This is a genomic window from Salmonella sp. HY31 (assembly GCF_042604575.1).
GTDB lineage: Bacteria > Pseudomonadota > Gammaproteobacteria > Enterobacterales > Enterobacteriaceae > Salmonella > Salmonella diarizonae.
On sequence record NZ_CP170479.1, the window covers coordinates 4713691 to 4728606 of the forward strand.

16 protein-coding genes and 1 pseudogene are annotated in these 14916 nt (G+C 52.8%); 6 read left to right on the forward strand and 11 right to left on the reverse strand.

The window, feature by feature from the left end:
* Window positions 1-24: 24 nt before the first annotated feature.
* Window positions 25-645 carry a homoserine/homoserine lactone efflux protein gene (rhtB, locus tag ACE15A_RS22560; RefSeq protein WP_023247401.1) on the forward strand — a complete coding sequence of 207 codons (621 nt, stop codon included), beginning with the start codon at window positions 25-27 and terminating at the stop codon, window positions 643-645.
* 39 nt (window positions 646-684) lie between these two features.
* Here the strand turns inward: rhtB and rhtC are convergent, their stop codons facing one another.
* From rhtC to pldA, 3 genes are all read right to left on the reverse strand, one after another.
* On the reverse strand, window positions 685-1305 hold the full coding sequence (gene rhtC / locus ACE15A_RS22565; protein WP_023247400.1) for a threonine export protein RhtC: 621 nt from the start codon (window positions 1303-1305) through the stop codon (window positions 685-687).
* Window positions 1306-1368: 63 nt separating this feature from the next.
* Window positions 1369-3198, reverse strand: a complete 1830-nt coding sequence (recQ, locus tag ACE15A_RS22570; protein WP_001664819.1) for an ATP-dependent DNA helicase RecQ — start codon at window positions 3196-3198, stop codon at window positions 1369-1371.
* 83 nt (window positions 3199-3281) lie between these two features.
* Window positions 3282-4151 carry a phospholipase A gene (gene pldA / locus ACE15A_RS22575; RefSeq protein WP_023247398.1) on the reverse strand — a complete coding sequence of 290 codons (870 nt, stop codon included), beginning with the start codon at window positions 4149-4151 and terminating at the stop codon, window positions 3282-3284.
* Between the two features lie 164 nt (window positions 4152-4315).
* Here pldA and yigI point away from each other — a divergent pair, with 164 nt between their 5' ends.
* The 4 genes and pseudogenes from yigI to ACE15A_RS22595 all read left to right on the forward strand — a co-directional run bounded on the left by yigI (window position 4316) and on the right by ACE15A_RS22595 (window position 7245).
* Window positions 4316-4783 (forward strand): acyl-CoA thioesterase YigI, encoded by a 468-nt coding sequence (gene yigI, locus ACE15A_RS22580; RefSeq protein ID WP_001277136.1) that lies wholly within the window; start codon window positions 4316-4318, stop codon window positions 4781-4783.
* A 43-nt stretch (window positions 4784-4826) separates the two neighbouring features.
* Window positions 4827-5723 (forward strand): EamA family transporter RarD, encoded by an 897-nt coding sequence (gene rarD / locus ACE15A_RS22585; protein WP_053510992.1) that lies wholly within the window; start codon window positions 4827-4829, stop codon window positions 5721-5723.
* A 201-nt stretch (window positions 5724-5924) separates the two neighbouring features.
* Window positions 5925-6769, forward strand: a pseudogene (locus tag ACE15A_RS22590) (YPO3983 family protein).
* Window positions 6769-7245 (forward strand): DUF943 family protein, encoded by a 477-nt coding sequence (locus tag ACE15A_RS22595; RefSeq protein ID WP_053510990.1) that lies wholly within the window; start codon window positions 6769-6771, stop codon window positions 7243-7245. The pseudogene ACE15A_RS22590 and the gene ACE15A_RS22595 overlap by 1 nt, the downstream one beginning before the upstream one ends.
* A 94-nt stretch (window positions 7246-7339) precedes the next feature.
* On the opposite strand, the gene corA is transcribed toward ACE15A_RS22595, so the two are convergent.
* The 8 genes from corA to ACE15A_RS22635 all read right to left on the reverse strand — a co-directional run bounded on the left by corA (window position 7340) and on the right by ACE15A_RS22635 (window position 14443).
* Window positions 7340-8290 carry a magnesium/cobalt transporter CorA gene (corA, locus tag ACE15A_RS22600; RefSeq protein WP_000947139.1) on the reverse strand — a complete coding sequence of 317 codons (951 nt, stop codon included), beginning with the start codon at window positions 8288-8290 and terminating at the stop codon, window positions 7340-7342.
* Window positions 8291-8445: 155 nt separating this feature from the next.
* Entirely contained in the window at window positions 8446-8502 is a 57-nt protein-coding gene (ysgD, locus tag ACE15A_RS22605) for a YsgD/CorL family protein (protein WP_212723238.1), read from the reverse strand.
* Between the two features lie 259 nt (window positions 8503-8761).
* Complete coding sequence (gene uvrD / locus ACE15A_RS22610; protein WP_053510988.1) at window positions 8762-10924, reverse strand: DNA helicase II; 2163 nt, start codon at window positions 10922-10924, stop codon at window positions 8762-8764.
* A 135-nt stretch (window positions 10925-11059) separates the two neighbouring features.
* Window positions 11060-11776, reverse strand: coding sequence for a 5-amino-6-(5-phospho-D-ribitylamino)uracil phosphatase YigB (gene yigB, locus ACE15A_RS22615; RefSeq protein WP_053510986.1), 717 nt, complete (start codon window positions 11774-11776; stop codon window positions 11060-11062).
* Entirely contained in the window at window positions 11776-12678 is a 903-nt protein-coding gene (xerC, locus tag ACE15A_RS22620) for a tyrosine recombinase XerC (RefSeq protein ID WP_000132874.1), read from the reverse strand. The genes yigB and xerC overlap by 1 nt, the downstream gene beginning before the upstream one ends.
* Window positions 12675-13382: a DUF484 domain-containing protein gene (locus tag ACE15A_RS22625; protein ID WP_023247394.1), complete on the reverse strand. Its 708-nt coding sequence runs from the start codon at window positions 13380-13382 to the stop codon at window positions 12675-12677. The genes xerC and ACE15A_RS22625 overlap by 4 nt, the downstream gene beginning before the upstream one ends.
* Window positions 13379-14203, reverse strand: coding sequence for a diaminopimelate epimerase (dapF, locus tag ACE15A_RS22630; RefSeq protein WP_023247393.1), 825 nt, complete (start codon window positions 14201-14203; stop codon window positions 13379-13381). Before dapF ends, ACE15A_RS22625 begins: the two co-directional genes overlap by 4 nt.
* Window positions 14204-14239: 36 nt before the next feature.
* Window positions 14240-14443 carry a lipoprotein gene (locus ACE15A_RS22635; protein ID WP_023247392.1) on the reverse strand — a complete coding sequence of 68 codons (204 nt, stop codon included), beginning with the start codon at window positions 14441-14443 and terminating at the stop codon, window positions 14240-14242.
* Between the two features lie 138 nt (window positions 14444-14581).
* Between ACE15A_RS22635 and cyaY the strand changes: the two genes are divergently transcribed.
* Complete coding sequence (gene cyaY / locus ACE15A_RS22640) at window positions 14582-14902, forward strand: iron donor protein CyaY (RefSeq protein ID WP_053510983.1); 321 nt, start codon at window positions 14582-14584, stop codon at window positions 14900-14902.
* The last annotated feature ends 14 nt before the right edge of the window (window positions 14903-14916 follow it).

The following is a 14916-nucleotide window of genomic DNA, read 5'->3' on the forward strand; positions in this document are numbered from 1 at the left end:
AAACAGACAACCAGGGAGTTTCACATGACCTTTGAATGGTGGTTCGCCTATCTGCTGACCTCAACTCTGTTGAGTCTTTCTCCGGGTTCTGGTGCCATCAATACCATGACGACGTCTATCAACCATGGATATCGTGGCACAGCGGCTTCTATCGCCGGACTCCAGACCGGGCTGGGTATACATATCGTACTGGTGGGCGTCGGACTGGGTACGCTCTTTTCGCGCTCGCTCATCGCTTTTGAAATCCTGAAATGGGCTGGCGCGGCTTATCTTATCTGGCTGGGTATCCAGCAGTGGCGCGCCGCAGGCGCTATCGATCTGCATACCCTCGCCCAGACGCAATCGCGGGGCCGATTGTTCAAACGCGCGATATTTGTCAATCTAACCAATCCCAAAAGCATTGTCTTTCTTGCCGCCCTGTTTCCGCAATTCATCATGCCGCAGCAACCGCAACTGGCGCAGTACCTCATTCTCGGCGTCACCACGATTGTGGTTGATATGATTGTGATGACCGGTTACGCCACGCTGGCGCAACGCATTGCCGCCTGGATTAAAGGACCAAAACAGATGAAGGCGCTGAATAAAGCGTTTGGTTCGTTATTTATGCTGGTAGGCGCGCTCCTGGCGTCGGCAAGACATGCATGATAGTAGTGCCGGATGACGTTTATCCGGCCCGGAGGTAAATTAACGCGAAATAATCAGGTGAATGCCAAAGCCCGCAAACAGAGCGCCGGCAAAGCCATCAATCCATTTCGCCAGACGCTGATAGCCGCGGCGCATTTTCGGCAGCGCGAACAGGCTGGCGACCACAGTAAACCAGGCCAGCGTTTCCAGGGTGATTAACGCGAAAATACCCCAGCGCGCCGCAGCGCCGACGTTATCGCCGACGAACAGTGAAAAAACGGAACCAAAATAGATAATCGCTTTCGGATTTGACAGATTGGTCAACAGCCCTTTGAGAAAGCTGCGCCCGCTCTGCGCCAGTTCAACGTGCGGAGAAGGCACCGCCGCATCTTGTTTTTTCAACGCGCCGCGCAGCATCTGATAGCCCATCCAGCACAGGTACAGGCCGCCGCCTACCATAATGATCGTATGCAACCAGGCCATTTTTTCGATGATAAGATGCAGGCCAAGCAGCGCCACGCCCGCCCATACCATCACGCCGCAGGTAATGCCCAGTACGCCCATCATCGCTTCTTTACGCGAACGGCTGACGGCAGTTTGAGACACGAAGAAAAAGTCGGGGCCGGGGCTCATTAGCGCAACGATGTGCACCATTGCCACGGTGAAAAATAGCATCATCATAAAAATGACTCGCGGGAAAATAGTTCAGTGAGTCACCATCCTGGCACTTTTTTGCCGGGCTGACTACTCTTCGTCATCACCATCGACATGCGCGCGGATGAGCGCCATGAATTCTTTGCCGAAGCGCTCCAGTTTTCGCATCCCAACCCCGTTAACGCTCAACATCTCGCTGGCGGAAACCGGCATCTGTTCCGCCATCTCTATCAGCGTGGCGTCGTTAAAGACCACATACGGCGGGATATTCTCTTCATCAGCGATAGCTTTACGCAGCTTGCGCAACTTAGCGAACAATTTGCGATCGTAATTACCGCCGAATGATTTCTGCATCACGCGGGGTTTGAGGGCGACAATGCGCGGCACCGCAAGCTTGAGCGGAACGTCTCCACGGAGTACCGGACGCGCGGCATCCGTCAACTGTAATGCGGAATGCTGCGCAATATTTTGCATTACCAGCCCCAGATGAATGAGCTGGCGAATCACGCTCACCCAGTGCTCATGGCTCTTTTCTCGTCCCATGCCATAAACCTTGAGTTTGTCATGACCGAAATCGCGGATGCGTTGGTTATTCGCGCCGCGGATCACCTCGACGACGTAGCCCATGCCAAAACGCTGGTTAACCCGACCAATGGTGGAAAGCGCAATCTGGGCATCGTTTAAGCCATCATATTGTTTGGGCGGATCGAGACAGATATCGCAGTTACCGCACGGTTCTTGTCGGCCTTCGCCAAAGTAATTAAGCAATACCAGGCGACGGCAGGTTTGCGCTTCGGCAAAAGCGCCCATCGCATTCAGTTTATGCCGTTCAATATCCTGAAGCTGTCCGGCTGGTTTCTCTTCCAGACAACGACGCAGCCAGGCCATATCAGCCGGATCGTAAAATAACATGGCTTCCGCAGGCAGTCCGTCGCGCCCGGCGCGGCCCGTTTCCTGATAGTAGGATTCAATATTGCGCGGGATATCGAAATGCACGACGAAACGTACGTTAGGTTTGTTTATGCCCATTCCAAAAGCGACGGTCGCCACCACGATTTGCAGATCGTCGCGCTGAAATTTTTCCTGCACATCGGCGCGAATAGCGTTTTCCAGCCCCGCATGATAGGCCGCCGCGCTAATGCCGCGGCTTTGCAAGCGCGCGGCAGTATCTTCCACTTTCGCCCGGCTGTTACAGTAGATGATACCCGATTTGCCGCGTTGCTCCTGAACATAGCGCATTAGCTGATCGAGCGGCTTAAACTTCTCCATCAGCATGTAGCGAATATTTGGTCGGTCAAAGCTACTGATCTGGATTAACGGATCGTTAAGCCCAAGCAAACGAATAATATCCAGACGCGTGGTGTCGTCGGCGGTGGCGGTCAACGCCATAAACGGCAAAGCGGGAAAACGCTGGCGAAGCTGACCGAGAGCCGCATATTCCGGACGGAAATCATGTCCCCATTGCGAGATACAGTGCGCTTCATCCACCGCTAGCAATACCGGATTCCAGTGCGCCAGATGATCAAGAAAGTTGTCCAGCATCAGGCGTTCCGGCGCAATATACAGCAGACGAATCTGTCCAGTACGGCACCCCGCCATCACCTCAAGCTGCTGCTCGCGGCTTTGAGTGGAGTTCAGACACGCCGCCGCCACACCGTTCGCCAGTAGCTGATCGACCTGGTCTTTCATCAACGAGATCAACGGCGAAACGACAACGGTCAACCCGTCCAGCAACAACGCAGGGATTTGATAGCACAAAGATTTGCCGCCGCCGGTGGGCATGACGACCAGACAGTCGCGACCGGAGAGCGCAGTATCAATAATCGCTTCCTGGCCCGGGCGAAACTGTTGGTAGCCAAAGGTTTCCTGCAAAACCTGTTTAGCCCCTGATTCCAGATTCAACACTTCCGCCTGCGCCACATTAACCCCGTTCACCATAAATCAAAACAGGCGCTATTTTCAGCGCCTGCGAGAGAAACTGCAATGTTTAAAATACAATCCGATCAGAAGATATCGTTGAGCATCACGCCGACGCCGACACGTGTCTGATTAAAATTATAGTCGATCAGTGATTCGCCATAGCCGCTGTACACCTGGGTATAAAGTCGGACATGTTTGGTGACCGGATAGCTTAATCCAAGCTCCGCGCCGCCATAGCCTGTATTCCAGTTGTACTGGCCTTTGGCGCTTAATACCGCCTCGCCCAGGTGATAACCGATTTTAAGCTGGTAATAACCCATATATTTGGTAATGTCCGGATTATCGTCGGTACTGCCAATCACGTACCACGGTTTGACCTCTACCAGCCAGTTGCCGTTTTCGGCCATCAGACGGGTATACAGACGGTTCCAACTGCGCGAGGTGGGGTCCGAACGTCCGTTAGAGTCATGGTTGTAGCCCATCTCTACGTCGCGCAGCGTCCAGCCGGCAAAGCGATAATCCGTAGCAAAACCAAGAAAAAGCTGCGGTTCGTAGTTGGTTTCACGAAACGGCGAAGACTCTTTACTGTTGGAAAGCTGCCACCAGGATTTCTGCGTATAGGAAGCGCCCAGTACCGAGTTCGGCCCCAGTATTCCGCGCCACAGCGGAAACGCCAGACTCAACTGAAATTTCACTTCATCTTTACGTGCGTTTTCAGACCAGTTGTAGGTACGAATGGCCTCTTTGTTCAGATCGCTGGTGTTCGTGTAGATCAAGTAGTTCGTGTCATAAGGGTAAAGCGTAAAAGGGTTATCATGCTCCTGTAGCATGTTAGCGATGATACTTCCCCGCACTGCAGGCGCATCATGAACCTCTTTTATCGTAGCTTCTTGTGCATATACCGCTAGCGGCAGTAGCGTGGTTGGCAACAACCAACTCAGAATCGCCCGCATTCTTGGTGTTCTCCTGACGAAATATTTTCAGCTTGAATCATTCTCTGCCAACCATTTTTACATATTTACACACATAGCCGTTAGTTATCCCTTCTTAAAGTAGAAAACAACAATTAAGAAGCATAATATCAACATTTAATTAACTAATGGAGTGTCAGGAACCTATGTCCGCTGTACTTACCGCTGAACAAGCTCTGAAATTAGTGGGTGAAATGTTTGTCTACCACATGCCGTTTAATCGGGCGTTAGGACTGGAGCTGGAACGCTATGAAAAAGCGTTCGCCCAACTGGCCTTTAACAACCAGCCGATGATGGTCGGCAACTGGGCGCAAAGCATTTTACACGGCGGTGTGATCGCCTCTGCGCTGGATGTCGCCGCTGGACTGGTATGCGTCGGCAGCACGCTAACTCGTCACGAAACAATCAGCGAAGATGAATTACGCCAGCGCCTGTCGCGGATGGGAACGATTGACCTGCGCGTCGATTACCTGCGTCCGGGCAGAGGCAACCGCTTTACGGCCACCAGTAGCCTGCTGCGCGCAGGGAATAAAGTGGCCGTCGCCCGCGTGGAATTACACAATGAAGATCAGCTGTACATCGCCAGCGCCACCGCCACTTATATGGTGGGATAAAAGCAGGTAAACTGTTGTTACACTTCAGATACGAGTTTTCCGGATGGATGCAAAACAAACACGGCAGGGCGTATTACTCGCTCTTGCCGCCTATTTTATTTGGGGGATCGCCCCCGCGTATTTCAAGCTGATCTATTATGTTCCCGCAGATGAGATCCTGACGCACCGCGTGATTTGGTCATTTTTCTTTATGGTGGCGCTGCTTAGCGTCAGCCGCCAGTGGCGACAGGTTAAGAACCTACTGAAAACGCCAAAGAAGATTTTCCTGCTGGCCTTATCCGCCGTACTGGTCGGCGGTAACTGGTTATTATTCATTTGGGCGGTAAATAATCACCATATGCTGGAGGCCAGCCTGGGTTATTTTATTAATCCGCTGGTTAACATCTTGCTGGGGATGATTTTTCTCGGTGAACGGTTCCGACGTATGCAGTGGCTGGCGGTGATTCTGGCGGTGTGCGGCGTACTGGTGCAGCTTTGGACATTTGGCTCGCTGCCGATTATCGCGCTGGGGCTGGCGTTTAGCTTTGCGTTTTACGGCCTGGTTCGTAAGAAGATCGCCGTTGAAGCGCAGACCGGTATGCTGGTTGAGACGCTATGGCTGTTGCCGGTCGCAGCGGTTTATCTGTTTGGCATCGCCGATAGCGCCACCAGCCATATGGAACAGAATCCCCTGTCATTGAACCTGCTGTTGATTGCCGCCGGTGTCGTCACCACCATTCCGCTGCTGTGCTTCACCGGCGCGGCAACACGTCTGCGCCTCTCTACGCTAGGCTTCTTCCAGTACATTGGCCCAACGCTGATGTTCCTGCTGGCAGTCACCTTTTATGATGAACATCCGGGCGCGGATAAGATGGTGACGTTCGGGTTTATCTGGGTAGCGCTGGCGATTTTCGTGATGGATGCGCTGTATACCCAGCGCAGAACGCGTAAAGGATTGTGATTGCGGTTTACTTATCAGGCCTACAAATTCCGTAGGTCTGATAAGGCGTAGCGCCTGCTTTTTAACCCCACTTGAAGTAACAATCCTGATTTAATAGTTCATAAAGATGTGTGAAGCGAAGCCACTTTTCTGCCATCCCTTTCTTGTAACATTCATCCGCAGCAAGCGATAAGTTACTGATTATTAATGATATAAATGGAAATTACTCATATATTCAATTCATCAATGTATCTCCCTTATACCCTCTTTGAACCCGTCACACGCTTCAACGATAATTCTGCTGGTGACATGCAATGTGGCGACATGGGAGAAGAAGAGCTTCTGGCGCTCGGCCTGAATGACATATCAGAAAAAGTCGATCCTTATCGCCTTATATATTATGATTTTCCCCGACCTTACATGGTAGATGGCGTGTTTAGCTTAACAAACCTCGGCAGAGAAATATCTCACGATGAATGTGTCGATATTCTATTCACAGAAATGAAAGAACTGGAAAAAATGTTTTCATTCTATGGTGAATATCAAACACTAATAGATGAACTCATCAGACATTTCAGATATGGAAATGGCAGCGCATTTTATAGCCAGCAACTAAATTCCGCCTTTCATAAAAGAGTAAAGAAGAATATAAAAGACAGCCCTCTTTTTATAGTTAAAGACTACATTCAGAGGGAATTTAAAAAAACATAAGACAAATATATTTACCCGTAATATTGCATGGAATCAAAACAAACTTGCTTAGTTCACATCTCGCTAAATTTAATAATCTGGAGGACAGAATCAATGGACTGGGGATCTGCGTTCACAATATTGCTGCGCAAAAGATAACCCTCACGAATCTTCAGAAGTACGCCATGGGCTGGAGCACTACGCTACATTTCGCTGCGCAGGATCATTTTGGGCTGGATGTTGCCGATATCAAGAATAAATTTTATCGCGAATTTCGTTTTTTCCGCATATGGTTCTTTTTACAGCGGCACAAAGATTTTGCCTTTAAACCTTTTTTCACAAATTTTAATACAGTCACCAGAATCGGTGCTTACTGATGAATAATAAATGTAAAAAAATAGCGCTGTGTTTATTCTTGCTGGCCGGGACCTATAATCTGTGGACTCTGCGGCCGGTTAAAATTCTGTATGCCTATTCAGATTTTGGCTCGACAGTTTTTCTGGTTGTGGATCATCTGCCGTGGACTGACAGAGATAAAATCAGGTGGTACCTGACGTACAGGGAAGAATTTAAGAGGAAATACCCTTTACTGGATCAGGACTGGTTTCGCTATTATGTAATAGATATTGGCAACGGCTTTACTAATGCTAAAAATTATCACGATGGGCCGTATGAAGATTTATATTGCTTTCCGACCATTAAGGATGATGCTGATTGTATTGTGAAAGACTATTTATTCATCGTTGATGAGTATTCCGATAGTAATACTACTTTTGGTGTAACCGTTATTGATGGCGAGCATGAGTACCAGTTAACGCCCGAGAAACAAATAGAGAGAGTTTTCTATCCGTAAAGCATAGCGGGAGCTGTGCTGAACCACCGCTATGACTCTGCGTTCCGCTGAAACTGTAGGCCGGATAAGGCGTAGCCGCCATCCGGCACCAGAATTACAGCCAGTTCTTCCGCTTAAAGTAGAGATACGGCGCCAGCCCGGCAAGGATCATAAAGATAATCGCGCCAGGGTAGCCGAAGCTCCATTTCAGTTCCGGCATAAACTCGAAGTTCATCCCATAGCTGGAAGCGACCAGCGTCGGCGGCAGGAACACCACGGAAACCACCGAGAAGATTTTGATGATGCGGTTCTGCTCGATGTTGATGAACCCCATCGCCGCCTGCATCAGGAAGTTCACCTTCTGGAACAGCGATTCATTGTGCGGCAGCAGAGATTCGATATCGCGTAGAATCTCGCGTGCCTGCTCCAACTGTCCGCCCGGTAAGCGCGCCTTGCGCACCAGGAAGTTCAGCGCGCGCTGGGTATCCATCAGACACAGGCGTACCTTCCAGCCGATATCTTCCAGTTCCGCCAGCGTGGAGAGCGCTTCGTCGTATTCATCGCCCTGATGCCCTTCCATAATGACGCGGCTCAGTTTTTCCAGATCGCTGTAGATGTTTTCGATTTCATCCGCCAACTGTTCAATTTTGGTTTCGAACAGATCGAGCAGTAATTCGTAAGCATTGCCATCCACCATCGCCTGGCTGCGGGCGCGCATACGATACAAACGGAAGGCGGGCAGCTCGCGTTCACGCAGCGTAAACAGACGGCCATCGCGAATAGTGAATGCCACCGTAGAGTTACCGGCATGATCTTCCGCATCTTCGAAGAAGAAGAAGGAGTGGATATGCAGTCCGTCTTCGTCTTCAAAGAAGCGCGCGGATGCTTCGATATCTTCCAGTTCAGGACGCGTCGCCAGACTCTGGCCCAGCTCAGATTGTACGCGCAATCGCTCGTCGTCGTCCGGTTCGACCAAATCGACCCATACGGCATCAATCAGGCTTTGTGACTCCTCGACTTCCAGCCGGGTCAGTCGGTTTTTTTCCAGTTGAAATGCGCTCAGCATGACCGGGACTCCCAATGCGTAAAAATATCGGACAGTTCAGATGGGCACACAGAAACAAATTGGGTTTCAGACCATTAAACAGCCTGACTCAACGCGACGGGAAAAAATGAAAGGTCGCTGACAACCGCTAAGGCTATCAGCAAAAAGGGATAGCCTTAGGAGTTGATCCTGGATGACAGGATAATGAGCCAGTATCTACTGGGTGTGTCCAAGGCGAATGTCCTCTTAGCGTAATCGTGGGCGCATGTTACGCCAGCAAAAATTTGCCGTCAACACGCAACGAAACGCGAAAAAGCAATAATTTCCCCTTATGCAGAAAGGTTAGCAGAGAGAGAGTATTTATCTATGATTTCAGAATATTAACATCACTATATCGCCGGATGGCGGCTTCGCCTTATCCGGCCTACAAATCAAAATGTTAGCCAGCACGCAGGCCGGATAAGACGCGTCATCCGGCAATATGTGAGTCGGTCAAACCGTTTCCAGCTTCGCATACGCGGCAACCAGCCACTTGATCCCTTGCCCCTGAAAAGCCACCTGCAACCGGCTATGCTCGCCGCTGCCCTCCAGGTTGACAATAGTACCCTCGCCGAACTTCGCATGGCGCACGCGTTGACCGAGTTTATAGCCCGTGTCGTTTTCCGCCAGCGGCGTTCCCATTCGTTGATGGCTCACCGGACGACTGATGGTGGCGCGCAGACGTACCTCTTCCACACACTCTTCCGGCAACTCGCCGATAAAACGCGACGGACGATGGTAGACCTCTTTGCCGTACAGACGACGCGTTTCGGCATAGGTCAACGTCAGTTTCTGCATAGCGCGGGTCACGCCGACATAGGCCAGACGACGCTCCTCTTCCAGACGTCCGCCCTCATCCAGCGACATCTGGCTGGGGAACATCCCTTCTTCCATCCCGACGATAAATACCTGCGGAAACTCCAGCCCTTTTGCCGAGTGCAGCGTCATGAGCTGCACCGCATCCTGCCAGGTATCCGCCTGCCCCTCGCCCGCTTCCAGCGCCGCGTGAGAGAGGAAGGCCTGCAATGGCATCAAATCTTCATCTTCGTCGTTGTAGCTGAACTGCCGCGTCGCTGTCACCAGTTCCTCTAAGTTTTCGATGCGCGTCTGGCCTTTCTCGCCTTTTTCTTGCTCATACATTGTGCGCAGGCCGGAATCTTTTATCACCCGGTCGGTCTGCACATGCAGCGGCATGTCGGCGGTTTCCTGCGCCAGGGCGTCGATCAGCTCCATAAAGCGTTGTAGCGCGCTGGCCGCACGCCCGGCCAATGCCTTCTCCTGCAACAACTCACGACACGCCTGCCACAATGTTAGCTGGCGATCGCGCGAGGTCTGGCGCACCACGTCCAGCGTACGGTCGCCGATGCCGCGCGTCGGGGTATTTACCACGCGTTCAAATGCGGCATCATCGTTGCGATTGGCAATCAAACGCAGATAAGAGAGCGCATCTTTAATTTCCTGGCGTTCGAAGAAGCGCATACCGCCGTAAATCCGGTACGGCATACTGGCCTGTAATAAAGCTTCTTCCAGCACGCGCGACTGGGCGTTGCTGCGATAGAGGATGGCGCATTGCGCAAGCGCGCCGCCGTTGTCCTGCCAGGTTTTGATGCGGTTAACCACAAAGCGCGCTTCATCCAGTTCGTTGAAAGCGCAGTACAGCGATATCGGTTCGCCGTCAACGCCGTCAGTCCACAGTTTTTTACCCAAACGCCCATTGTTATTCTCAATCAGAGCGTTCGCCGCACTAAGGATGTTGCTGGTCGAGCGGTAGTTCTGCTCCAGACGAATGGTCTGCGCGCCGGGAAAATCATTGAGGAAGCGCTGGATATTCTCTACCTGCGCCCCGCGCCAGCCGTAGATCGACTGGTCATCGTCGCCGACAATCATCACTTTGCCGGTATCACCCGCCAGCAGACGAACCCAGGCGTACTGAATGTTGTTGGTATCCTGAAATTCGTCCACCAGAATGTTAGTAAACCGCTCGCGGTAGTGCTGCAGGATGTGCGGCTTGTTCAACCATAGTTCATGAGCGCGCAGCAGTAGCTCGGCGAAATCCACCAGACCAGCGCGATCGCACGCTTCCTGATAGGCCTGATACACCTTCTGCCAGGTTTGCTCCACCGGGTTACCATAGCTTTGGATATGGTGCGGGCGCAGCCCTTCGTCTTTCTGGCTATTGATGTACCACATCGCCTGACGCGGCGGCCACTGCTTCTCATCAAGATTCATCGCCTTAATCAGGCGTTTAAGCAAACGCATCTGATCTTCGCTGTCGAGAATCTGGAAATCCTGCGGCAGATTAGCGTCCATATGATGCGCGCGCAGCAGGCGGTGCGCCAGACCGTGGAACGTCCCCACCCACATTCCGCCCTGGCTTGTACCCATCAACTGGCCAATACGATGGCGCATTTCCGCCGCCGCTTTGTTGGTAAAGGTCACCGCCATGATGGAGTATGGCGAGTTGTTTTCTACGCTCAGTAACCAGGCGATACGGTGCACCAGCACGCGGGTTTTCCCGCTTCCCGCGCCCGCCAGCACCAGCATGTTGCTACGTGGCGCGGCCACCGCTTCGCGCTGTTTATCATTAAGGCTGTCGAGCAGGTAAGAAACGTCCATTGGCACCGCCGCGTAAAAACATGAAAACTAAAAACGCCCGGCGGCGCTTCGCTTACCGGGCCTACTTATCGTAGGGCGGATAAGCATAGCGCCATCCGCCAGAATGACTGGGAATTTATACAGAACTACTGGTGATTATATCAGCGAGGTGAGAGATGCCAACCGCGAAATTTCAATATGCGGCAGTAAACGGCTGTCCAGTGTCCGCATCAGGTCGGCATTTTCCGGCTTAATCCAGCAAGCCTGCATCCCACAGCGAATAGCGCCAGCCACATCGGTAGTCAGATCGTCGCCGACATGTAGGATCTCGCCGATCGGCACATGCAGTTTTTCCGCCGCCAGGAAATACATGTCGCTAAACGGCTTGGAACGCCCATCCGGACCAGCGCGCAGTACAAACTTAAAGTAATCACCGAGGCCAAACAGTTCCGGCTGGGCGTTGCCGTTAGTGATCGCCACCAGCGGCCATTTTTTCGCAAGCCGCTGTAACGTCTCATGGGTAGCCTGCGGAACCTCAATCTGGCTACGCCATTTGGCAAAATGCATCATCGCCGCATTCGCGCCGGCAATGGCCTCCTGCGCCGATAGTCCCGCATCCCGCATGGCCTGCTCTATCGCGCGATGGCGCCAGCGGGTAACGTCATGATAAATTTCCGGCTCCACTTCACGCACCGCCTGCCGTATCCGCTGTAAATCGACGTTTTGAAACGAACGTAGCAACGGGTGATAATTTTGCATAAAAGAGAGCGCTTCCTGCTCAGTACGCAAAATCACCGGACGGTTATCATAAAGGGTATCATCCAGGTCAAAGGTGAGCGCGGCAATACGCCCCAAAGGCCGGTAAAAACGCATTATTTCCCCCGTTTAGCGCGCGGATGCGCCGCGTCGTACACCGAAGCAAGGTGTTGAAAATCAAGATGAGTATAAATTTGGGTGGTGGAAAGGTTGGCATGACCCAGCAGCTCTTGCACGCCGCGCAGATCGCCGCTCGATTCCAGCATATGGGTCGCGAACGAATGGCGCAGCTTATGCGGATGCACGTGGCTGTTTAGCCCCTGCTTTATGCCCCATTCGGCGAACCGTTTTTGGACATTGCGCGCGGAGATACGCTTGCCAAGTTTCGACAGGAATAACGCCTCTTCATCGCTGGCGAACAGACCGCGCAGATCCAACCAGTGCTCAATCCACGTCACCGCGTTACGGCCAATCGGCAGGCGCCGCTCTTTGCTGCCTTTGCCCATTACCCACACTTCGCCGGTATCGAGATCGAGGTGTTTTATATCCAGGCCAACCAGTTCGGATAAACGCAGCCCCGCGCCGTACATCACCTCCAGCATCGCCCGGTCGCGTACTGCGAGCGGATCGTTGAGATCGATGTCCAGCAGGCGGTTAACGTCGTCGACATCAATATTTTTCGGCAGATGACGCGGCGCTTTCGGTGCGGAGACGCCCTTCGCCGGGTTAGCTTTCAATTCGCCCTGACTGACTAACCAGTCAAAAAAGCTCCGCAATGCCGAGAGACGTAGCGCCAGACTGGCAGGACCAAGCCCTTTGCGCCGACTGCGAACCGCAAAACTGCGCACTATCGCAGCGTCACATTGCTGCCAGCTTTTCAGCCCGGTTTCTCCGGCTAAAGCGATAATGGCATCAAGCTGACGCTGGTAGTTCAGCAGGGTAATGGGGCTAAGCTGGCGCTCCACGCCTAAATAGCGCAGGAACCGCGAGACATCCTGAGAAAGCGCGACATCCGTCATACGCGTTCAATCCAGCGTTCCAGCAGTTCCGGCAGCATCAGCGCGATCTCCTGCAAAAGCTGCGTCCCCTGTTCTGGCTGATAGTGATGAACGTCGCGGCTACTGAAAAGCACGACGCCGAGATCGGCGTCACGGCCCAACATGGACATCGCAACCGAACCAATCGCTTTCGCCTCTGGCAAAACTACCAGCAGTTCCGGGCCGTTTAGCGGACCAAGATAATGTTGCGACTGTCCCAGTCGCTGAATACGCAGCGGCTCGAAAGCCTGACGGTTTAACGCCAGATGCGTATAGCGCGACGGCGCGCCAAGTCGCCAACGATCCGGGAACAGACGCAGCGTCGCGCCGGCAAGCCCCAGATCGCGCGCCCAGCGGTGCAATCGCATCAGCATCTCATCCAGACTATCCGCGGCGACCAGACGGCTTTGCAGATGCAGCAGTCGATAAAACAGACTTTCATTGGCATGAGCCTGTTCCATCAGCAGCGTCATATTTTCTTCAAGCGCATTGATGTGATTACGCGCGCGGGCCATATGCCACTCAACGAGCGAAACCGTTCCCCGCACGGGATGGGGAACACGCATCGCTTCCACGGCATGGGCATTACGGATAAAAAACTCAGGGTGGTGGCGCAAGTAATCGACGACCGCTCGATCGTCCAGTTCCATGAGCGTTTCCTGTAGTTCTTCCTCTGGTTGCTTCATAAATGGATAAATCCGTCGTAGACATGTGCCGCCGGGCCAGTCATGTATAACGGATGACCCGGACCTTTCCAGGCGATATCCAGCCGACCGCCCGGTAATTCCACGCGTACCTCTTCAGCCAGCAGTCCCTGCTGAATCCCCACGGCAACGGCAGCACACGCGCCGCTGCCGCACGCGCGGGTCTCCCCTGCGCCGCGTTCATAGACTCGCAGCCGGATATACTCGCGTCTTACAACCTGCATAAAACCGATATTGGCGCGTTCAGGAAAACGCTCATGGCTTTCCAGAACCGGTCCCAGCGTTTCAACGGCCGCCGTATCGACGTTATCAACCTGAATGACACAGTGCGGATTACCCATTGAAACCACGCCGCACAGTATGGTCTGTTCCGCCGCTCGCATAATATACGTCTTTTCCGCTTTGTTGGCGCGAAAAGGCACCTGCGCGGGTTCAAAGTTTGGCTCCCCCATATTCACCCGCACCAGTTCATCTTCCGTGACGCTCAGTACCATCCGGCCCTTCGCGGTACTGACCCGAATATCGCGTTTATTGGTTAGCCCTTTCAGGCGAACAAATCGCGCGAAACAGCGCGCGCCATTGCCGCACTGCGAGACTTCACTGCCGTCGGCGTTGAAGATGCGGTAATGAAAGTCCAGCTCAGGATCATAGGGCGGCTCAACCACCAGCAGCTGATCGAACCCTACGCCCAAGTGTCTGTCGGATAGCCGACGAATCAGCTCCGGCGAAAAAAAGACATTCTGCGTTACCGCGTCGACGACCATAAAATCGTTGCCAAGGCCATGCATTTTAGAGAATTGCATCATTCACTCCGTTCACGCGGGGACAGAAAACTATCCTCAGTAATTGACCTGGGACGGGCCATCTCCCGTTGCGCGATCGTTCTTATCGGGCATCGTGGACTGCGTTTGTGAATCGACTTTTTTCGTCGGCGGCGGCACACTTTTATCGGCTGGCGGGAAATAAAGCGGCCCTTTCAAACCGCAGCCCGTCAGGCTGAACAGAGTCAGAAGTACAGCGAGTGTCTTAAACACGTTTTTCATTATGGATTGCCTGTAAGTTCATGCTTTCTGTTTTCTATCATCGCAGGAGAAGGCGTAAAAGCAAGAGTTTGGCGGTAAACTGCAACGCCTTTTGTTCCAGGTTATACTGCCGCCATCACGAAAAAACGGGAAACGACAATGAATGACAGTGAATTTCATCGCCTGGCTGACGCTCTGTGGCTAACCATTGAAGAACGCCTCGATGACTGGGACGGCGACAGCGATATCGACTGCGAAATCAACGGCGGCGTGCTGACCCTCAGCTTTGAGAACGGCAGTAAGATCATTATCAACCGTCAGGAGCCGCTGCATCAGGTATGGCTGGCGACCAAACAGGGCGGCTATCATTTCGATCTGAAAGGCGACGAGTGGATTTGCGATCGCAGCGGCGAAACCTTCTGGGATCTGCTGGAGCAGGCGGCGACACAGCAGGCGGGCGAGGCGGTGAGCTTCCGCTAAGTGCTTTATTGCCC